General features: G+C 48.8%; 19 protein-coding genes and 1 pseudogene. 16 read left to right on the forward strand and 4 right to left on the reverse strand.

The genetic code is table 11. The annotated features are described in order from the left end of the window. Together ACQY6F_RS04250 and ACQY6F_RS04255 are read right to left on the reverse strand one after the other, a co-directional pair. Window positions 1-247 (reverse strand): annotated as a pseudogene (locus ACQY6F_RS04250) (ABC transporter permease); the annotation flags it as partial. Between the two features lie 9 nt (window positions 248-256). Continuing rightward, window positions 257-1,072 carry a substrate-binding domain-containing protein gene (locus ACQY6F_RS04255; RefSeq protein WP_428772451.1) on the reverse strand — a complete coding sequence of 272 codons (816 nt, stop codon included), beginning with the start codon at window positions 1,070-1,072 and terminating at the stop codon, window positions 257-259. Between the two features lie 223 nt (window positions 1,073-1,295). Between ACQY6F_RS04255 and ACQY6F_RS04260 the strand changes: the two genes are divergently transcribed. Beyond that, window positions 1,296-2,741, forward strand: coding sequence for a sigma-54-dependent transcriptional regulator (locus tag ACQY6F_RS04260; protein ID WP_428772540.1), 1,446 nt, complete (start codon window positions 1,296-1,298; stop codon window positions 2,739-2,741). Continuing rightward, window positions 2,731-4,761: a sensor histidine kinase gene (locus ACQY6F_RS04265; protein WP_428772452.1), complete on the forward strand. Its 2,031-nt coding sequence runs from the start codon at window positions 2,731-2,733 to the stop codon at window positions 4,759-4,761. Before ACQY6F_RS04260 ends, ACQY6F_RS04265 begins: the two co-directional genes overlap by 11 nt. A gap of 57 nt (window positions 4,762-4,818) precedes the next feature. Here the strand turns inward: ACQY6F_RS04265 and ACQY6F_RS04270 are convergent, their stop codons facing one another. After that, window positions 4,819-5,652 (reverse strand): formate dehydrogenase accessory sulfurtransferase FdhD, encoded by an 834-nt coding sequence (locus ACQY6F_RS04270; RefSeq protein WP_428772453.1) that lies wholly within the window; start codon window positions 5,650-5,652, stop codon window positions 4,819-4,821. 147 nt (window positions 5,653-5,799) lie between these two features. Between ACQY6F_RS04270 and ACQY6F_RS04275 the strand changes: the two genes are divergently transcribed. The 11 genes from ACQY6F_RS04275 (at window position 5,800) to cobB (ending at window position 17,205) form a co-directional block, all read left to right on the forward strand. After that, window positions 5,800-6,267, forward strand: a complete 468-nt coding sequence (locus tag ACQY6F_RS04275; RefSeq protein ID WP_428772454.1) for a DUF3305 domain-containing protein — start codon at window positions 5,800-5,802, stop codon at window positions 6,265-6,267. After that, the gene (locus ACQY6F_RS04280) at window positions 6,257-6,904 is read left to right on the forward strand and encodes a DUF3306 domain-containing protein (protein ID WP_428772455.1); all 648 of its coding nucleotides are present in this window, start codon (window positions 6,257-6,259) and stop codon (window positions 6,902-6,904) included. The genes ACQY6F_RS04275 and ACQY6F_RS04280 overlap by 11 nt, the downstream gene beginning before the upstream one ends. A 214-nt stretch (window positions 6,905-7,118) precedes the next feature. Continuing rightward, window positions 7,119-8,780, forward strand: a complete 1,662-nt coding sequence (locus tag ACQY6F_RS04285) for a 4Fe-4S binding protein (protein WP_428772456.1) — start codon at window positions 7,119-7,121, stop codon at window positions 8,778-8,780. Between the two features lie 9 nt (window positions 8,781-8,789). Then, window positions 8,790-9,425, forward strand: a complete 636-nt coding sequence (locus ACQY6F_RS04290) for a TorD/DmsD family molecular chaperone (protein ID WP_428772457.1) — start codon at window positions 8,790-8,792, stop codon at window positions 9,423-9,425. A 65-nt stretch (window positions 9,426-9,490) separates the two neighbouring features. Further along, a complete protein-coding gene (locus ACQY6F_RS04295) occupies window positions 9,491-9,691 on the forward strand; it encodes a twin-arginine translocation signal domain-containing protein (protein ID WP_428772458.1) in 201 nt (66 codons plus the stop codon). Between the two features lie 9 nt (window positions 9,692-9,700). Then, entirely contained in the window at window positions 9,701-12,559 is a 2,859-nt protein-coding gene (locus ACQY6F_RS04300) for a formate dehydrogenase subunit alpha (protein WP_428772459.1), read from the forward strand. A gap of 11 nt (window positions 12,560-12,570) precedes the next feature. Further along, complete coding sequence (gene fdh3B, locus ACQY6F_RS04305) at window positions 12,571-13,179, forward strand: formate dehydrogenase FDH3 subunit beta (protein ID WP_428772460.1); 609 nt, start codon at window positions 12,571-12,573, stop codon at window positions 13,177-13,179. A 14-nt stretch (window positions 13,180-13,193) separates the two neighbouring features. After that, window positions 13,194-14,246 (forward strand): formate dehydrogenase subunit gamma, encoded by a 1,053-nt coding sequence (locus ACQY6F_RS04310; protein WP_428772461.1) that lies wholly within the window; start codon window positions 13,194-13,196, stop codon window positions 14,244-14,246. Then, window positions 14,230-14,649 carry a hypothetical protein gene (locus tag ACQY6F_RS04315; protein WP_428772462.1) on the forward strand — a complete coding sequence of 140 codons (420 nt, stop codon included), beginning with the start codon at window positions 14,230-14,232 and terminating at the stop codon, window positions 14,647-14,649. The genes ACQY6F_RS04310 and ACQY6F_RS04315 overlap by 17 nt, the downstream gene beginning before the upstream one ends. A 442-nt stretch (window positions 14,650-15,091) precedes the next feature. Then, the gene (locus tag ACQY6F_RS04320) at window positions 15,092-16,309 is read left to right on the forward strand and encodes an ammonium transporter (RefSeq protein ID WP_428772464.1); all 1,218 of its coding nucleotides are present in this window, start codon (window positions 15,092-15,094) and stop codon (window positions 16,307-16,309) included. A 158-nt stretch (window positions 16,310-16,467) separates the two neighbouring features. After that, window positions 16,468-17,205, forward strand: a complete 738-nt coding sequence (gene cobB, locus ACQY6F_RS04325) for a Sir2 family NAD+-dependent deacetylase (protein WP_428772465.1) — start codon at window positions 16,468-16,470, stop codon at window positions 17,203-17,205. A gap of 35 nt (window positions 17,206-17,240) precedes the next feature. Here the strand turns inward: cobB and ACQY6F_RS04330 are convergent, their stop codons facing one another. Then, window positions 17,241-18,287 carry an extracellular solute-binding protein gene (locus ACQY6F_RS04330; protein ID WP_428772466.1) on the reverse strand — a complete coding sequence of 349 codons (1,047 nt, stop codon included), beginning with the start codon at window positions 18,285-18,287 and terminating at the stop codon, window positions 17,241-17,243. 328 nt (window positions 18,288-18,615) lie between these two features. Here ACQY6F_RS04330 and ACQY6F_RS04335 point away from each other — a divergent pair, with 328 nt between their 5' ends. From ACQY6F_RS04335 to ACQY6F_RS04345, 3 genes are read left to right on the forward strand one after another with little or no spacing between them, the layout of a single operon-like run. Then, complete coding sequence (locus ACQY6F_RS04335; RefSeq protein WP_428772467.1) at window positions 18,616-19,440, forward strand: hypothetical protein; 825 nt, start codon at window positions 18,616-18,618, stop codon at window positions 19,438-19,440. Next, window positions 19,433-20,257: a glucosaminidase domain-containing protein gene (locus tag ACQY6F_RS04340; protein WP_428772468.1), complete on the forward strand. Its 825-nt coding sequence runs from the start codon at window positions 19,433-19,435 to the stop codon at window positions 20,255-20,257. The genes ACQY6F_RS04335 and ACQY6F_RS04340 overlap by 8 nt, the downstream gene beginning before the upstream one ends. Continuing rightward, the gene (locus ACQY6F_RS04345; RefSeq protein ID WP_428772469.1) at window positions 20,250-20,909 is read left to right on the forward strand and encodes a DUF2987 domain-containing protein; all 660 of its coding nucleotides are present in this window, start codon (window positions 20,250-20,252) and stop codon (window positions 20,907-20,909) included. Before ACQY6F_RS04340 ends, ACQY6F_RS04345 begins: the two co-directional genes overlap by 8 nt. Window positions 20,910-20,950: the final 41 nt, after the last annotated feature.

Raw genomic sequence — 20,950 nt, forward strand, 5'->3', positions numbered from 1 at the left:
ACATATACAGAATCAAGCCGATAACCACCGTCGGGACCGCTTGCAAGGTATTCACTAAAGATAGCAATAACCACTTGCCGGTAAAATTACTGTAAGCCAGCAGAAATGCCAGCAGAATAGCAGGAACCAACACCAGAGAAATGGCCGTTAAAGAGACCCGGAATGAGACGGCAACGATCGCCCACAAGTCAGCATCAAAACTGAGCAACAGGGCGAAAGCATCTAGTGTGGTTTGCCATAAATTCATATCTAGCTTCTAATTAGTGGCATTGGCAACAAACAGTTGCTGGCCGTTTTTCTTGTATTGGTTGATGAGTTGCTGACCGTGTTTGGCGACCAGCCAATCGCTGAACACCTTGGCGCCCTGATAATTAATATCTGGGTAGCGTTGCGGGTTCACCAGTATAACCTGATACGGGTTAAACAGGCCCTTGTCGCCTTCAAAAACGATAGCTAAATCCAGTTTGTTTTGATAAGCCAGCCAGGTGCCTCTGTCGGTGAGGGTATATCCCTGCATTTCTGCGGCCATGTTTAGGGTTGGCCCCATGCCCTGGCCAACAGAACGATAGCCACCAAAATCCGGTTCTATGCTTGATTGTTGCCAGAGACCTTTTTCTTTTTTGTGGGTACCGGAATCATCCCCGCGAGAGATAAAGGTCGCGTTCATACTGGCAATTTTTGCCATAGCTCGTGCCGCGGTTTTTTCTGCAGCAACTTTTGCCGGGTCGTTTTTAGGGCCGACGATAACAAAGTCGTTATACATAAGTGCCTTGGGTTCAATCCCATACCCCTGTGCGACAAATTGTGCTTCCGCTTTCGGTGCGTGGGTCATCACCAGATCAACGTCACCATTTTCACCCATTTTAAGAGATTTGCCGGTACCGGCGGCAATAACGTCAACATGAATACCGGTCTGCTGTTCAAATTCCGGCAGCAAGTAATCCAGTAAGCCCGAATGATAAGTACTGGTCGTGGTAGCCAGTCGAATATGATTCTCATCTGTCGCCGACTGGGCGTTGAAACTGAAAATACAGAGGGTAGCCAATGCTGAGACGTAGTGGGGTAGTTTCATAATTCTCTCGTTCTATTTTGTGTTTTATACGGGGGTATTTGAGTATTCAATCCAGCCTGTGAGGACTGGTTGATGAAAACCAGTATGGCTAAGTTTAGGACATTTTTTCAAAGAGTTAGGTTTAAAAAATTTGAGCTGAGACAAAATGTCGCATATTAGTCCGGTTGGATGTGCATTTCGTTGATACACTGATTGATAACGGAATGATTTTATGAGTGTTACTATGGTTGCCGCGTTATCTTGTTCCAATCCCAGCCAGTTTGAAGCGTTTTCAGTGCTCATCGTCGATGACGAACCGGGCATGCAGGCCATTTTAACCAAGTCACTGGGCAAATGGTTTGCCAAAGTCGACGCGGCGGATTGCGTCGAAACGGCCGAACAACTTCGTAGCGAAAATCATTACGACCTGATTATTCTTGATATCAATTTGCCCGGTCGTTCCGGTATTGAATGGCAGGAGGCGTTTGACGATCCGGATAAGCGTGCGGATGTGATCTTCATGACCGGTTTCGCCGATCTGGAAACCGCTATTTCCGCGTTAAAACTTGGCGCCAGTGATTTTATTCTCAAACCATTCAACCTTGAGCAGATGTTAAGTGCAGTTAAACGCTGTATGGAACGTCGTTTAAATGAACGGTTGCATTATGCGCTGCGCCACGATGTTAACCGGATGGCGAAATCGGAACTGATAGGGCACTCTGCCGCAACGCAGCGACTCAAGAAAATGGTGGCCCAGTTGTCTCCTTCTAAAGGATCGGTGTTGATCGAAGGGGAGTCTGGTACCGGTAAAGAACTGGTTGCCAGAGGCGTTCATGCGTCAAGCGGCAGAACGGGTCCCTTTGTACCGATAAACTGTGGCGCGATTGCACCGGACCTGCTGGAAAGTGAACTGTTTGGTCACACATCCGGCGCTTTTACCGGGGCTAAGAAAGGCAGAGAAGGTATGTTTCGGGTGGCCAATGGAGGCACCCTGTTTCTGGATGAAATCGGCGAAATGCCACTGTCGATGCAGTCGGCCCTGTTGCGGGTTTTGGAACAGCGAACCATTCGGCCGGTTGGCAGTGAGAAAGAGATCAAAGTCGATGTCAGGGTAGTAGCCGCCACAAACCGAAATTTACAAAAAGAAGTAGAGCAGGGAAGATTTCGCGCCGACCTCTACTATCGGCTCAACGTGCTTAAAATTGACGTTACCCCGCTGCGCGATCGCAAAGAAGACCTTGTTGATTTGGTGCCGTACTTTACCCGTATTCTGGCCGCTGAACTCAGCCTGCCGGAACCCAAATGGGCACATGAAGACATGGTCGCGCTGTCAGAATATGACTGGCCGGGCAACGTACGCGAACTGAAAAATTTGATTGAGCGCTGTATCTTGCTAGGAAAACCACCCGCTCACTATTGGCGTGAAATGAGTGGCAATATGCCGGTCGTGGTAGCGATGCCCGACGCGAACGAACAGAGCTTAAGCGCCGCGGACAACGAACAGGATATCGCCAATGGTTACCCGAACCACTGGAGCCTGAAAGATGTTGAACGGGCGCACATCAAGCAGCTGGTCGAGTATCACCAGGGTAACAAGTCTGCCGCTGCAAGAGATCTGGGTGTCGCGCGTAAAACGTTGGAGCGAAAGTTTAAGGACTGGGAAAACGAGGATTCCCGCTATGCTCAGTAGCGCCGGGTGGCTAGGGAAATGGCGTTATCGCTTCAATACCATGGTGCGATACCGGTTATTATTTCTTACTTCAGCGCCTATTTTTCTCACGCTGGTGGCGTTACTGGCGATGACCATGTACTGGTCCATCCATTACACCTGGCAGAGTGCGCTGGTGGATGTTTCCGAACGGTTGGGCGTGGCAAACAATAGCGTTCAGCTGATCCAGCAGAAACAAGCCGATAACATCAGGGCCTTTGCCGACTCTTATCAGTTTCGTAGCCGCTTAAACCGCAGTGCTGACGAGCGCGAGTTGTCCTTCTGGGTTTCACAGCAAAAAGCCCAGTATGGTCTGGATTTTCTGCATTTTCACCGTATCAACGACATCGACAACCAATTTCGTTGGTTAGATTTAACCCGGAAAGATTCCTTTTTTACCGTCCTGAGCCAAGCGCAATTGCAGCAGCTAGGGGCAGACCTTGCTGAAAAAGCGCAAATTACTATTCTAACCAGTCAGAAGCGTGAAACACGCGGACTGGTCAGCCGCAGTGTCTACCCGGTTTATGATGACCAGCAGCAATTAATCGGGGTTTTAGACGGTGGTTTACTGCTCAATAACTCCACCCGTCTGGTGGATCAGATCCGTGACCTGATTTATCCCTCTCAGCGAGATCCCCTGCGTCCGCTTGGAACCCTGACCCTGTTTTTGGATGATCTGCGAGTCAGCACCAATGTACCACTCGATAGCGATGGCATGAGCGGCAGGGCGATCGGCACCCGGGTATCAGCCGAGGTGAAACGCGCTGTGTTGCTGGAGGGCGGGCAGTGGGTCAATCGTGCCTATGTCTATGACGCCTGGTATATCAGCGCCTATCAGCCGATCCGGGATCAATACGGGCAGGTCATCGGTATGTTGTATACCGGCTATTTAATGTGGCCATTTGTCAGTGCCTACCTGACGAATATTGTTGAGGTAAGCGTTATTACCTTGATGCTGTTACTCGTTTCTGGCGTCATTGTGTATCGGGGGGCACGTGATCTGTTTAACCCGATTGAACACATGCACCGGGTGGTGAAACTGATCCAACTGGGTAAAGACGTGCGGATCGGTCAGCTAAAACTGGATGACAAGCATGAACTGGCGCAATTGGCCAGGCAGTTTGACAATATGCTGGATCAACTCAGTCAGCAAAATGAAGCGCTGCAGCAGGCTGCCACCGAACTGGAAGCAAAGGTTGCCCATCGTACTGCCAGTTTGAAAGAGCGTACGGATCAGCTCCAGACACACATTCAGCTACTGAATCAGACTCAGAATAAACTGGTCACTAACGAAAAACTGGCTGCATTGGGCGAACTGACCGCCGGCATTGCTCACGAGATAAATAACCCGGCAGCGGTGATACTGGGTAATGTCGAGTTAATCCAGTTTGAATTGGGGGATCAGGCGAGCATAGTCGCTGAAGAAATTGAGACCATTCATAACCAGATTGACCGGATTCGTAACATTACTCGCAGCTTGCTGCAGTATAGCCGACAAGGCGGCGTGCAAGATGAGATCACCTGGCAACATGTGAATCCGATCATCGATGAAAGCATTACTCTGGTCAAAACGGGAAGCAAAAAACGAAATATCCAATTTATAACCAGGCTGGACGCCCACTGTCACGTAGAGGTTAACCGCCATCAACTGCTGCAGATCCTGGTCAACCTACAGATGAATGCTATCCATGCAATGCAAGGCAAGGGGAAGCTGACCATCCACAGTTATGACTGGTATGAAAAAGGCGAAGAGCTGGGGGCGATCATCGATATCATTGATGAAGGCAGCGGGATCCGGCCTGAAAACCTGCAGCGGATATTCTCTCCCTTTTATACCACTAAACGAGATGGAACCGGGCTTGGTCTGGCTGTGTCACAGAGTATTCTCAGCCAGACCGGAGGGGAGCTCAGGGTTGAGTCTGAATGGGGTAAGGGCAGCAAGTTCAGTATCTACTTGCCGAAAAAAGCCGATATTCCGTTGCTGGTTTCTACGGCCAGTTAGCCGGCGATTACGCGACTTACGGCTCTTAACCCTCGTTCGATGCCGTACCAATTTACTTTATTCCGACTCTACGGTTCCTTTTACATCAAATTCAATTTTATCTGCACCGGTAAAGACTTGAAAACGTAAACCTTTGGCACGCGCAATGGTGGTGATACCAAATTGATGCGCCATATCCAGCCCCATTTGGGTTACGCCGGATCGAGATAGCAGAACCGGGATCCCCATCTGCGCTACTTTTATCACCATTTCTGAAGTCAGCCGGCCGGTGGTGTAGAAAATTTTGTCTTCACCAGTCTGGTTGTCGAGCCACATTTCTCCGGCCAGCGTGTCGACTGCGTTATGGCGACCCACGTCTTCAACGAACGACAGCACCTGATCGCCCTGACAGACGGCACAGCCGTGTACCGCGCCGGCTTTTTTATAAGTGTCGTTGTAATGAGTTAGCGCTTCCAGAGCGGCGTAGATCTGTGACTGCTTAAGCGTTACCTGCGGAACCTGATAATTTTCCAACTGCTTCATCACGTTGCCGTACATGGTGCCTTGTCCGCAGCCAGAGGTGACGGTTTTCTTTTTAAGCGCGCCTTCCAGATGGTCAGTACTTTCTTTGGTTACGACAGCCGCTGAATGAGTTTCCCAGTCGATGATCACTGATTCAATGGCGTCAGGGTCAGTCAGAAAGCTCTGATTCTTAAGATACCCCAGCACCAGAGATTCAGGTCTTGAACCCAGGGTCATCAGAGTGACCACTTCCTGCCAGTTAAGTAGGACGGTAAGAGGCCGTTCACAGGCGATCTGTTTCACGAGCCGCTCGCCATATTCATCAAACACTTCCACTTCGATGGTTTGCATTGGATTGTCGCTGGTTTTAATTATGTGCGGTTTTACCACGTGAGATCCTCTGGTTTGGGGTATCGATTAGCTTGTAAATAAAAACTAGGCAAAATTCGTTCCTATTGAGGCCTGAAAGAGATACCGCCCCTTGGGTATAAAAATTGCAGCTAAGCTAAGTATATCGACAACCGACCAGAGTAAACGATGACACAATCAAGTTCTCAACAACTGCCTATCGAAAAAAATCAATCTGTATGGACTGTTCAGTGCTTGCTGGAGCACCTGGAGCACAGTAGCGGTCGTTGGCAAACAACGGAATGGCGGTTAACCGGCTTTGTGTTAGCGCCTGAACAGGCTGGGCTGCCTTATCTTGCAGCGTTGCAGCTACACAAAGATGAGCGGACTGACTACCGTTTCAATCTCAGCTCTCAACGGCCTAAACTGTTTTTAGTTCTGGATACAATGGAATCGGAAGAGCAGCCCAAGTTAGTCATGCTGACGGCGTCTCAGAGTGTGGCCGGGCAATATATGGATGGTGACTATTTAGTCCTGTCGCAGGATATGCCGCTGCCTGTCCAGGCCTGGATGGAAGCCTACATCGGGCGTCATGGTGAGTTGTTGGAAATCAGGAAGAAAAAGCGTAAAGGGGCAGGGAGATCGAGTGGAAAATAATTTTATACAGCGCTGGTCTTTACGAAAGTTAGATCGGCAACATGTTGACACTGAAGGCGACAAACCTCTCCAGCAGTCGCCAGAGCCGGATCGTGTACAAACGACCCGCGAGGAATCTGGCCAGTCTCTCGCTGAAAACCAGGCATCCCTGCCACCGGAAGATCAAGCTGAAACCGGCCCAAATGAGCCGGCTGGTGGCGCGGGTACTCAAGCCTTAGAAAGCGCAGTCGCAGAGGATTCAGAGGACACAACAACATCATCTGGCGCTCCCAGTCTGGCACAGCTAATGGCATCTGGTGCGGAATCGGCAGTGAAGAAAGCCGCATTGCGCAAGCTATTTTTCAGCGGGGCATTTAACGAATTAGATGGTTTGAATGACTACGACCACGACTACAAGGCCGTGGGCGAGTTATCGGCGGAGGTGGCCGGTAAATTGCGCAACTGGCTGACTACCCAAGAAGACGATAACTCACAGCAAAGTGCTGATAACCAGGAAGATAATCATGACTCTCCGGCACTACAAGCTGAGCAAACGAATGACGAGAAAAACCAAACGGTTAAAGCTAGCCCGGAACAGACAGTGGTGGGGGGTGATAATCCGCCGGGAGAAGGAGAAGAAGACACCGCCAGTAGCTAAAGAGCGTGAGACAAAATAACCCACATTCACAATAGGTACATTTTGACCTAGTGACTTTGGTTTATTAGCGGGACATTTTGTCTCAATTGGTTAACAATGTACCACTTTGTGTAACAATTTAATCTATCCATATGATATATAAGTAATTAATATTTGGTACAAGAATTGCAAAATCAGTTCCTAGCCTCTTTTATGTGGACAATGGAACTGACCCATGCTGAAAAAGTTACTACAAAGTACAACCTCTAAAAACGGCAATGCCAGATTGTATGCTGTTGAAAATACAGTAGAACTCAATAACCTGATCCCCCCCACCGTCAGTTATGAGACTGGCGGCCACACTCTGATTATCGGGCCAACCGTCATCATTGAAGGCGCGGCACAGCAACTGGCCGACATGCCGAGCCTGACGCTGCTTTCCACCGACGGGGAGCAGGGACAGCATGACAACTTATTCTTTACCAATTCGGTTCAGGTATCAGGATTTCTTGGCGCATTCGAAGTGTTAGTGGAAAACAGCGGCACTAGCAGCAATCTCGCGAAGGTCGCTATCGGCCAGGACTGTTTTGATGTCGTATTGGATCTCTGTCTCAACAGCTGTATGCCACAGGAAGTGCCTGCGCCCGGTTATTATCCGGTTGGCCGAGGGCACCCTAAATTGGCCGATGCACTGGAAGAAATCCCAACGCTGATGGGGACGTTTGATAAACCAAAGTATTTTCGCCTCAATACCGATTTATGTGCTCACAGCTCCCGCGGGGTAAAAGGTTGCGAACGTTGTGTCGATGCGTGCCCGGCCGGCGCGTTATCCAGCGAGGGTAACGACAAAATTGGCCACCGAATCGAAATAAATCCATACCTGTGTCAAGGCATCGGGACCTGCTCGACGGCCTGTCCGACAGAAGCCATTCAGTACGCGCTGCCGGATCCTAAAGACACCCAAAAATTCATTGAGCGAACCCTGGCCAATTATCGGCTGGCCGGTGGCGAAAATGCGATCATTCTATTCTGTAGTTCTCGCCATGAACGTTACAACGTAATGGCGCTGAATATGCTCCCGGACAATGTTATTCCCATTACCCTGGAAGAGCTGCCATCGGTGGGGATCGACAGCTGGTTTGCCGCACTCGTCAATGGCGCCAGTCAGGTCTTGTTTGCAGCCAGTCGCCATATGCCGGCAACCATACTCAAAGTGTTGTCCGGTGAAGTGGAACTCGCCCAGACAATGCTCGAGCAGCTGGGCCTGGATACCGGACGTATTGATGTTCTCTACCTGGAAAATTTGCGTGAAGAGCCACCAACTCTGATTGAGCAGACTTTGGAGCTAGTTGTAGGCGAATTAAATGGCAACAAACGTCAGCGTCTGTTTGAGGCGCTGGACGCGCTGAGCGAGCAATACCCCGTGCAATCAGAGGTCGGAGTATTACCCGCTTCAGCCCCATTTGGCAGTGTTCAGTGCAAAACCGAGGCTTGTACTTTGTGTATGAGCTGCGTTGCGGTGTGTCCGACCAGAGCGTTACACACTGACGGAGAATCACCTTCACTGCAATTTGTTGAGCAAGACTGTGTGCAATGCGGCATGTGTGCCAAGGCATGCCCGGAGAACGTTTTGTCGCTAGAGCCCCGCATCAACTGGCAAGCCCATTCGCGGCAACAAGCCCAGATAATCCATCAAGAGCAACCTGCCAAATGCATCCGCTGTCATAAGCCTTTCGCACCACAGTCAATGATTGACATGCTACAGGATAAGTTACGGGGTCACTCACATTTTGTCGATCAGTCGGCGATAGATCGGATTGCCATGTGTGAAGACTGTCGGGTAGTGGACATGGTCGAAGCAATGATTAATGACCCGGAACAACAGCTGAAATATTAGGAGTGAATCGTGGACAACCCAGCCAATCAAACGTTACGGAATGAGATTTACTTGTTGCTGGCCAATTTGTTTCGCCAGCCACCTAATCAGCCACTGCATCAGTTCCTGACCGAGCTTGAGTGTGAAGCCGGAGACGGCCCGATGCAGCAAGCCTGGCATCAATTACGCGAGGCGGCAGCCGAACATACTCCTGAGCAAATTGAAGACGAATATCAGGAACTGTTCATCGGTATTGGCCGGGGAGAAGTGGTGCCGTTTGCCTCATGGCACCTGACCGGTTCGCTGATGGAGAAGCCATTAGCTGCTGTACGTCAGGATTTAGCTCGATTAGGGCTAGAACGAGAAGAACAGGTTAAAGAGCCGGAAGACCATATTGCTGCACTGTGCGAGGTGATGTCACTGATTAGCAGTGAAGACAAGCAGATTCAGCAACAGTTTTTTAATCGGCATATCGGCTCCTGGTACGAAAAGTTGGCGACTCAGATTGAACAAGCTGAGCACGCCAGTTTCTACCGGGCTGTCGCGAACTTATGCCGGGCGTTTTGTGGCTATGAACAGGTTAGTTTTAGTCAGAACAAATATGGCCAACCGATAAAAACCAAAATTGATGTGAAAAACGTTACTCAGTATGAGCAGTCGCAATAGTAACCCTCCACATCTCTATCAGGAGGCTAAGCCTCCAAACTGCCTAACTGGTAAGGAACGGATCAATGAAAGATAACAAACCAATTGATACCAGCCGCAGGGAACTGCTGAAAGGTTTAACGACTGCAGCAGTTGCTGGCGCAATTGCCTCTGGAACGAGTTCAGTGGCATCCGCCTCAGAAACTGAGGAAAAGAAACCCATCATTAATAATCAACAAGGTTATCGCGAAACGCAGCATATCCGCGATTACTACGACAGTTTATAGGAGTGGACAATGAAATTAATCAAACGCTCCAATAACGTGAGCAAAGAGCAAAATCAACTGGGCATTAGTCGCCGCGCCTTTATGAGGAATACCTCGCTGGCCGCCGGTGGGGCCGTTGCCGGAGCCAGTTTGTTGTCTCCCGGAATGATCAAAAAAGCCCAGGCTGAAACCGCGCCGATGGCGGATGGCAAAACCGAAATCAAACGGACCGTCTGTACACACTGCTCCGTAGGCTGTGGTATTTACGCGGAAGTTCAGAACGGCGTCTGGACAGGCCAGGAACCGGCTTTTGACCACCCGTTCAATGCTGGCGGGCACTGTGCCAAAGGTGCTGCAGTGCGTGAACACGGCCATGGTGAACGTCGGCTGAAATACCCGATGAAACTGGAAAACGGCAAGTGGAAAAAACTGAGCTGGGATGAGGCGATCAACGAAATCGGCGACAAGGTGATGGAAATTCGTGAACAGTCAGGCCCGGATTCGGTGTACTGGTTGGGGAGTGCGAAACACAGCAATGAACAGTCTTATCTGTTCCGTAAAATGGCCTCTCTATGGGGAACCAATAATGTCGACCACCAGGCGCGTATTTGTCACTCCACCACAGTAGCCGGGGTGGCCAACACCTGGGGCTACGGCGCGATGACTAACTCGTTTAACGACATGCATAACTGCAAATCAATCATGTTTGTCGGTTCAAACCCCACAGAAGCTCACCCGGTTGCGATGCAACATATCCTGATCGCCAAAGAGAAGAACGGTTGTAAGATCGTTGTTGCCGACCCTCGCCGAACCCGAACTGCCGCCAAAGCGGATCACTTTGTCCCGCTTCGACCCGGTACTGACGTGGCGTTTATCTGGGGTATTTTGTGGCACGTGTTCGAGAATGGCTGGCAAGATAAGGAGTTTATCCGCCAACGAGTGTTTGGTATGGATGAAATTCAGGCTGAAGTTGCAAAATGGACGCCTGCTGAAGTTGAACGGGTTACCGGCCTGACTCGGGATGAAGTTTATCAAACCGCAAAAATCTTGGCAGATAATCGTCCGGGTTGTGTGGTCTGGTGCATGGGCGGAACCCAACATACCACAGGTAACAACAACACTCGCGCCTACTGCGTGCTTGAATTAGCGCTGGGGAATATTGGCAAATCCGGTGGCGGGGCAAACATCTTCCGTGGTCACGACAATGTTCAGGGTGCTACCGATTTGGGTGTGTTATCTCATACCTTACCTGGTTACTACGGGTTGGCCGATGGTTCCTGGAAGCACTGGGCCCGAGTATGGGATCTGGATTACGAGTGGGTGAAAAACCGCTTCGACCAGAACGAATATCGCGGCAAAAAACCGATGAATAATATGGGTATCCCGGTATCTCGTTGGGTTGATGGCGTGTTGGAAAACAAAGACAACATCGAGCAGAAAGATAACCTCCGGGCGATTTTCTACTGGGGTCATGCGGTGAACTCCCAGACCCGCGGTGTTGAAATGAAAGAAGCGATGGAACAGCTGGACATGATGGTGATCGTGGACCCATACCCAACGGTTGCCGCGGTGATGAGCGATCGAACCGATGGTGTTTACCTGCTTCCTGCTACCACTCAGTTTGAAACCTACGGCAGTGTTACCGCGTCTAACCGTTCACTGCAGTGGCGTGACAAAGTGATAGAACCACTGTTCGAGTCTAAGCCTGACCATGAGATCATGTATTTGATTTCGAAAAAACTGGGCTTTGCCGATCAGTTGTTTAAAAACATCAAAGTTGAAAACAATGAACCGCTGATTGAAGACATTACCCGCGAGTTCAACCGTGGTATGTGGACGATCGGATACACCGGTCAGAGTCCTGAGCGTCTGAAAGCACACCAACAAAACTGGCATACTTTCCATAAGACTTCGCTGGTTGCCGAAGGTGGCCCAATCAACGGTGATACCTACGGTTTACCATGGCCATGCTGGGGCACGCCGGAAATGGGGCATCCTGGTACCCACGTTCTTTACGATACCTCCAAACCTGTTGCTGAGGGTGGTGGTAACTTCCGAGCGCGCTTTGGTGTGGAATTTGAAGGTAAAAACCTGTTAGCGGTCGACAGTTTCTCTAAAGGCTCTGAGATCGAAGACGGTTATCCGGAGTTCACTGACAAACTGCTGAAAAGCCTCGGTTGGTGGGACGATCTTACTGCCGAAGAAAAAGCCGCTGCGGAAGGCAAAAACTGGAAAACCGACCTGTCTGGCGGCATCCAGCGGGTGGCGATCAAACATGGTTGTATCCCATTCGGTAACGCCAAAGCTCGTGCGATAGTTTGGACCTTCCCGGATCGCGTGCCTTTACACAGAGAACCTCTGTATACGCCACGTCGTGATCTGGTTGCTGACTACCCAACCTGGCCGGACAGTGAGTCTATTTATCGTCTGCCAACTATGTACAAATCGATTCAGGATCAGGATAAAACGGCTGAATATCCGCTTATTCTGACCTCAGGACGTTTGGTTGAATACGAAGGTGGTGGCGATGAGACTCGTTCAAACCCATGGCTAGCCGAGTTACAACAGGAGATGTTTGTCGAAATTAACCCGAAAGACGCCAATGACTTGGGTATTCAGGACGGCAACATGGTTTGGGTTGAAGGTGCAGAAAAAGGCCGGATTAACGTCAAAGCTATGGTTACCCGCAGGGTTAGACCCGGTACGGCGTTTATTCCGTTCCACTTTGGTGGCCACTTCGAGGGTAAAGATCTGCGTGATAAATACCCTGAAGGCATGGATCCATACATTTTGGGCGAAGCGGCCAATACGGCCATGACGTACGGTTATGACCCGGTCACCCAGATGCAGGAAACCAAAGTCACTCTCTGTAATATTCGCAAAGCGTAAGGAGTCATCCCATGGCTAAAATGAAATTCCTTTGTGACACCAAACGCTGCATTGAATGTAACAGTTGTGTCACTGCCTGCAAAAATGAAAATGACGATGCGCTCGTATGGGGGATTCAGCGGCGCAGGGTGGTTACAGTGAACGACGGTGAGCCGGGAGAAAACTCTATCTCGGTCGCCTGTATGCACTGTACCGATGCCCCATGTATGGCCGTGTGCCCAGCGGATGTGTTCCAATATACCGAAGATGGTATTGTGCTACACAACAAAGATCTCTGTATCGGCTGCGGGTACTGCTTATTTGCCTGCCCGTTTGGTGCACCTCAGTTTCCGAAAACGTCCGCGTTTGGTGAAAGGGGCAAAATGGACAAATGTACCTTTTGCGCTGGCGGGTTAGAAACGGAACCCGGCTCGGAAGAGGAACGCAAGAAATACGGCGCTAACCGTATTGCCGAAGGTAAGCTTCCGATGTGTGCTGAGCTTTGTTCCACTAAAGCACTACTCGCTGGTGATGCGGAAAAAGTATCGGAGATTTTCCGTCAGCGTGTCGTCGAGCGGGGTGCAAAAGGGGCCGGTTGGACCAATGGTGAAGACCTGTCGTACGACGCGACTAAGAGCTAACAGTGGAGAGTGTCATGATACGAGCAATAGTACGTGCCTCTCAATCAGTACTGTCATTTTTGGCAGTGCTGATGCTGGCCGTTTCGCTACCGGCTGTGGCACAACAAGAAGAGAAGTCCCAGGTTGCCCAAAAGGAAATAGTTCAACTGGCGGGCGCAGACTATTGGCGACAGGTACGTCAGGGAGTGCAAGGGACAACAACCTCCCGCTCACCCGAGCACGGCACTTTGATCAGCGCACCTAGTCAACCCTGGTACATTCTTAAAGAGAAATGGATGTCGCCGCTCGGTGCTATCGCCATATTTGGCAGTATCTTACTGGTGGTTTTTGCTTTTGTCGTCGTAGGTCCATTGCGACTCAGTGCGGCCAGAACCGGCAGGAAGATCAAGCGTTGGTCGAGGTGGGACAGAGCACTTCACTGGAGCATGGCGTTTACTTTCATTACTCTGGCGCTAAGCGGCCTGTTGTTGGTATACGGTAAACATTCGCTAAGACCATATGTATCAGACGAAATATGGGGATTTACCATTAATTTGGCTAAGCAGTATCACAACTATGTTGGGCCACTGTTCTTTATTTTGCTGATCTGCGTGTTGGTAAAATGGTGGCGTAAATCTCTGTTCAAAAAGGTGGATATCCACTGGTTTGCCAAACTGGGCGGTCTGGTTGGTAGAAATAAAGGCAATCATCCTTCTGCTGGCTTTTCCAACGCAGGGGAAAAAGTCGTCTACTGGATGCTGATCATCGTCGGATTGTTCGCTGCAGGCAGTGGCCTGTTTCTGGACTTTCCGATCTTCGAACAGACGCGCCGCGAAATGGAACTGTCTAACCTGGTTCACATGATCTCCGCCTTGATCCTTATTTGTGGTTTTATTTTCCACATCTACATAGGTTTGTTCGGTATGGAAGGCGCACTGGAAGGTATGGTGACCGGTGAAGTGGATGAAACCTGGGCCAAAGAGCATCACGATCTATGGTACGAGGAAGTAAAAAACCAGCCAGATAAGATTGTTGAGCCAACCGATCGCCCCAAGACAGGAGGAAAAGTGAATGAACAATCAACGTAATGGTATCTGGATTGCCTATGTGTTGAGTCTCCTTACTCCTTTCACTGTGCTGATCAGTGGCGTGATCGCGATGATTTATGTCGGCTACCGGTTGGACAAAGATGAAGATGGAGATATTGCGAATACTCATTACTACGGAATGATTCATAACTTCTTCCTCTTCCTGACTTTCTTTGTGGTGTTAATCGTGACGGTTGCAACCAGTAATGGGGTTCTAATGGGAGTGAGCGACTATTGGGTGCGTGATTCAACCCGAGTGGAGGATATCGCTGTTGCCATTCCTTACGTGGGCGCATTCATTGCTGCCATCGCGATCTTGTTTTGGTTGTACCGAATGATCCAGGGAATGCGGTTACTCAGTCAAAACCTACCGCAAAAAACCATTCACGGTGTCAACTTATAGGCCCTCACCACTAGACTCAATCAATGCCCCGGCTTATTGTCGGGGCATTTTTTATCCAGCTTTCTTTCCATGTTACTTGACAATAACCCTGATAACTTTTTGCAGGAGTATGGACAGGAGCAAAATCGTCGGCCTTATCCGACTCCACGTTTGTGCAGTGACCAAAAATTGTGCGGATCATTATGGTGCGAATGGGCCATATTGGTGCGATATTTTTAGTTTGGCCTTAATCGATACCACACGATGGACTTTTTATTTGTAATATGTAACATGTTGTTAATTAAGGATATAATTAATATTTCGTCGATATTTACTCGTCAATCAATAGGGTTGGAATGTAATTTGCTACCAAGCATTCTTTATAATTTAGTCACCAATTTGGTGAGAAAAATATTTTGGTGCACAGGAAGCGTGCGCTACAAGAGAATGGAGAATGATAACAATGAGCGTGACAACCAGTCAGGTATACGGGGCCGTTCAGACTCTGACTCAAAGTTCAGATACGCTGTTTTTACTTCTGGGTGCCATTATGGTGTTCTTAATGCATGCGGGGTTTGCATTTCTGGAAGTGGGCACGGTACGGCAAAAAAACCAAGTCAATGCTCTGGTTAAAATATTGGCCGACTTCGGCATTTCGGCATTAGCCTATTTTTTCATCGGCTACTGGGTCGCTTATGGCGCCACGTTTTTTGCCGACGCAGCAACGCTGGCTCAGAACAACGGTTATGAAATGGTGAAATTTTTCTTCCTGCTTACCTTTGCTGCTGCTATTCCGGCGATTGTGTCTGGCGGTATCGCCGAGCGAGCGCGATTCTACCCGATATTGGTGGCGACCTTTTTCACGGTCGGTTTTATCTACCCATTTTTTGAAGGCTTGATCTGGAATGGCAACTACGGCCTACAAGAGTGGTTTGAAATTCAGTTTGGCGCTACGTTCCACGATTTTGCCGGCTCGGTTGTTGTCCATGGTGTTGGCGGCTGGATTGCACTGGTAGCGGTTTACTTTCTTGGTATGAGAAAAGGCCGGATTCGCGCGGGTAAGCACACCAACTTCGCTCCGTCCAACATTCCATTTCTGGCGCTTGGTGCCTGGATTCTGTGTGTTGGCTGGTTTGGTTTTAACGTGATGTCAGCACAGACCATTGAAGGGATCAGTGGCTTGGTCGCGATGAACTCATTAATGGCGATGGTAGGGGGCATTGTTGCTGCATTAATCGCCGGCAAGAATGACCCTGGCTTTATTCACAATGGTCCTTTGGCTGGCTTGGTCGCGGTATGTGCGGGATCAGACCTAATGCACCCAATTGGTGCACTGGCGACCGGTGTCATTGCTGGCGCGCTGTTTGTTTACTTGTTTACGTTGGTCCAGAAAACCAAGATTGATGATGTCCTGGGTGTCTGGCCACTGCACGGTGTTTGTGGTGCCTGGGGTGGTATTGCCGCAGGTATCTTTGGTCAGTCTGCATTTGGCGGACTCGGCGGAGTGAGCTTCACCGTGCAACTGCTGGGCACCTTGATTGGTATTGCAGTAGCCGTGGTAGGAGCGTACCTGGTCTACGGTGTCGTGCACCAAGTGATGGGCCTGCGTCTATCTGAAGAAGATGAGTACAACGGGGCAGACTTGGCAATTCACAAAATCTCCGCAACTTCGGAAGATTAATTCAACCCACAGGAGCGATTCTCGCTCCTGTTATCGTTTTACTTCACAGAAGTGACTAAAACGTACTGTACTTCGACTTATGTCGTATTCCCTGTAACTACTGTTGTCCTGGCGTCGGTGCTAAACTAAATTACGTAGTTTTTAGACAGGGATGAGTTATGAGTTTTCCATATCGTAACGTTGTAGTGCTGACTGGAGCAGGTATTTCAGCCGAATCCGGCATTCAGACTTTCCGTGCTCAGGACGGGCTGTGGGAAAACCACCATATCGAAGATGTTGCAACGCCAGAAGGTTTTGATCGTAATCCGGACTTGGTGCAGGATTTTTATAATCAGCGCCGGCGCAAGCTGCAAGATCCCACTATTCATCCCAATCTAGCTCACGAGGCTCTGGGGCGATTAGAGCAGGAGCTGGAAGGTTCTGTGACCATAATCACCCAGAATATCGATAACCTGCACGAAAGGGGCGGCAGCACTAACGTAATTCACATGCATGGTGAACTGCTCAAAGCTCGCTGCAGCCATTCCAACCAGGTAATCGAAGAGCTCGGTGATATCCATACCGGCGATTTATGTCATTGCTGCCAGATGCCAGCCCAGCTCAGACCACATGTAGTTTGGTTCGGCGAAATGCCACTAAGAATGGGCGACATCTATCATGCGCTGGAAAACGCAGATCTGTTTGTCTCTATCGGCACATCTGGTGTTGTCTATCCGGCTGCCGGGTTTGTTCACGATGCGCGAATGCATGGAGCCCACTCAATAGAAATCAACCTCGAACCGAGTGCTATAGAGAGTGAATTTCAGGAAAAGCGTTACGGAAAAGCAAGTGTAGAAGTGCCGAGGCTAGTGGAAGAAATTTTGTCCGCTCAGCGGCCAAAACAAAAACATGCTTAACACCCGTTTTTCAAGCCCCCGTATTGGGGGCAACATTACTGCTTACCCAGCTCGGATTTAAGCTGTTGATAATAATCGTTGTATAACTCAACCGCTGGCCCCACATCGCCTTGCCAAATTCCGGTTTCCATAACCCTTAGCGGCGGATAAATCTGATCGTCTTCCTGGAAGTTTCGCGGTAACAGCTTATCTACCCCTTTAACAGGTGAGGGATAACCCATTTCCAGACTGATTTTGGCTGCGTTGTCTGGTTTAAGCAAAAAGTTGATCATCTGGTAGGCGGCTTCTTTGTTTTGTGCATCTGCAGGAATAACCAGGCTGTCCATCCACAATATGGTGCCGTTTTCTGGCCAGATAATGTTTACAGGTGAACCATCCTGACGCGCCCTGTATGCAGAACCACTCCATAACATCCCCAGCGAAACTTCACCTGACAGGAATGAGGCTGAAGGATACTGAGAATTAAACATTAAAACATTCGGCAGTAAGTTACGTAGCTCTTGGTAGGCCGCTTTGATTTGTTCCGGATCTTGGGTATTGGGCGAAAAGCCAAGTTTCACCAGAGCAATATGAAACACCTCACGCGCGTCATCTAATAAAATCAGCTGGCTTTCCCATTTCTGATCCCACAGATCTGCCCAGTTACTGATTGACTGTGCGTTTAGCATATCGGCATTGACACCGATGCCGGTCGCTCCCCAAACATACGGAACTGAAAACTGATTGTTCGGATCAAATGATTTATTCAGATACTGCGGATCTAACTGTTCAAAGTTAGATAGTCTTGATTTGTCCAGTGGTAGCAATAGCCCCTCGCGCCGCATTAAAGAGACATAATAGCTCGACGGAATGACTAAATCGTACGCGGTGGGATTGTTGAGCAAACTGTCGTACATCGACTCATTGTTATCGTATGTGGAGTAGATGACTTTAATGCCAGTTTGCTCACTAAAGTCATCCAATATCTCACTCGGGATATAGTCTGACCAATTATAAAAATTCAATACAGGCTCGGCGGCAAATGCAGAGCCTGTCGACAGAGCGCAGGTACAGAAAAGTGCGGCAAGTACGCGTTGTTTCATTAAATCTACTTCACTTTCTATTTGATTCGACTGACATGCCAAGCTGCATATCAAAAGTGTTCATCATTGCGTTGATTAGAGCAGTTATATTAGTTCTACCATAATCATTCACGTTGACTGTATTTTCAAGTTCAATCAGTTAGCATCGATATACGAACTGGCTGAAGTGGCTGATTGTAAAGTAAAGCTGTCGAAATATTGCTCAATTAACAGTTAAAAGTATCGAAACGTGTAGATCGGATTTTGGCGCAAGGTGCATTTAAGTATAATGGCGCATAATATATCAACGACTAAGTTGAACATTACAGTCATACCTTGGAAAGGATAGATGAATAAAGAAATTGAACAAGACTTTAACCTCGGCGGGTCGATAGATCAGGCGTTGTCTGGCAAGTACCAGCTAAAAGTCACCGAAGTGCTTGGTGAAGCCTGGAAGAATACCATAAAGCATTTCTGGTCATTTTCACCGGCCATCATTATCCTCATGGCGGTCCAAGTGGCTATATTCTATATCGCACTAGAGTTACAACTGGGAGACGCAGCGCGATTATTAGATGCCATCCAAGATCCGCAACTGTTTGATCAGTCTATCATTCAGGCGATTTTTGTTGCGAACTTCAGCTATGAAGTGATCAGTGCCCCCATTTACGCTGGTATCAGCTTAATGGCGATGAGCCATTCCGCCGGTCTATCCACCCGTTTAGGTCATATCGGAAAGGGACTTCAATTCACCATTCCGGTGATCATTGCGACGCTCTTCAGTCTGGTGCTGCAGGGAATTGCCGGAATGTTGGTGCCATTTCTTTCAATGTATCTGTCACTGGCGTTCAGCAATGCCATTTTACTGATTTGTGAAAAACGCATTACGCCAATGCAGTCTCTGCTGTTGTCTCTGCGTGCAGTCAATAAAAAATTGTTTGCGATTGCAGGTATCTATCTGATATTGATGTTATTATTCGTTCTGGCTGCCATGTTTTATGGCATTGGCCTAATTATAGTGCTGCCACTATTTTTCCATGCGAAGGGCATTATCTACCGCAATATGTTTGGTATAAAACTAAAAATTGTGGCTAAGGATAACCATAGCGACGACGATAATGACCAGCCGCCACGCAACCACGACAACAATCAATCACAGACTTTCGATGCGTAAAACAGAATTATTGCTCCTGGCCACTACCGTGTTGCTGGCCAGTTGTAGCTTTTATCGTTATCAGGTCACGGCGGATGTTTCTACCCGTGATCGAGTGGACTATCTGCAAGACCTTGATGGTCATCCGGTAGGAGAGGCGCCCGATTTCTCGTCCTTTAGTGACGTGAATGAAAAGAAGAGTGCATTTTTTGGATTCTTGCTGCCTGGAGTGGCTTACGAGAACCAGCGCATTCTGCAAGAACGTAGCGTACTTGACGGGGCCAAAAAGAGTTTTCAGCAAAGCAAGCTATCGGACAAACAGACTAAACAGCTAAATCGTCTGGCGCGCAAATATGACTTACCAATCGAGAAGAATGAGTTCTCTTTAGACTGGTTTGACGAAATGCTCGTGCGAGTCAATGTGATCCCGTATCCGCTGGTTCTGACTCAAGCCGCTAACGAATCGGCCTGGGGTACGTCACGATTTGCCAGGCAGGGTAACAACTACTTCGGTCAGTGGTGTTATCAGCAAGGGTGTGGCTTAGTGCCTTTAAGCCGGGTAGAGGGCATGACGCACGAAGTCGCCAAATTTAAGTCCGCTCAGCAGTCTATTCACAACTATTTCATGAATGTGAACCGCAACGCCGCCTATCAGGAGCTTCGCCAGTTACGGGAAGCATTAGTTGAACAAGGCAAAGATCTTCTAGGCACTGAATCTGCCCTCCATCTCACTGACGGGCTGCTTAAATACTCGGAGCGAGGTCTCGATTACGTCAATGACCTGAAAGCTATGATTCGCCACAACCAAAGTCATTGGGAAACCCACAATAATGAATAAAATTACCACCGTTTTACTGACGGGTTTGAGCCTGTTGAGTGCCGTACCTGCGAGTGCGCAAGAATATATGTTTACCTACTCTAAGTTATTCAGTCAGTTGAAGAATAATGTAGAGGAAGGACACGACGATGTAAAAGTTGGTATCTTTTTTGTTAACGCGCAATCCAAACAGCTTTGTGAGATTGAAAAAGCCTGGATGGAGAAAGAACAGCATTACGAGGAGCTTAAAGTGGCTCCTAGCAAAGAGCTGCTGTTACCACTGGATAACAACCTCAAACAAGCCAACCCGTTAGTGTTTGTACGTACGCCGCAAGATTTGCGCTGTGATTTTTCCACGGTAGTGATGGCGCGACAACAGTTCGACGGGAAAGTGACAGATCAGCAGATGGCCAACTTATTGCCACAAATGCAGGCACTGTTAGAAGGCCTGGGTGGAATGTTTGCCAGCTGGTTTACTCCGGAAGTCGAAGGGCTGACATTTGAATTCCCCGCTAAGACTGAAGGGGTAATCGAGTTTTCCAATGGAAAAGTTGCTGAGCTTATCAATGGCAAAGCCCAAATCACCTTAGATGAAATCGGTAAGGGAGGTTATATCACCCTGCCTGCAAGCACTATCAGGGTGTTGCCGTACTTACCAGACGCGCGCAAGTAGATCGACTGCAAAACAAAAAGGGGCGATATTCGCCCCTTTTT

The sequence above is a fragment of the Vibrio sp. genome (assembly GCF_050299255.1).
Lineage (GTDB): Bacteria > Pseudomonadota > Gammaproteobacteria > Enterobacterales > Vibrionaceae > Vibrio.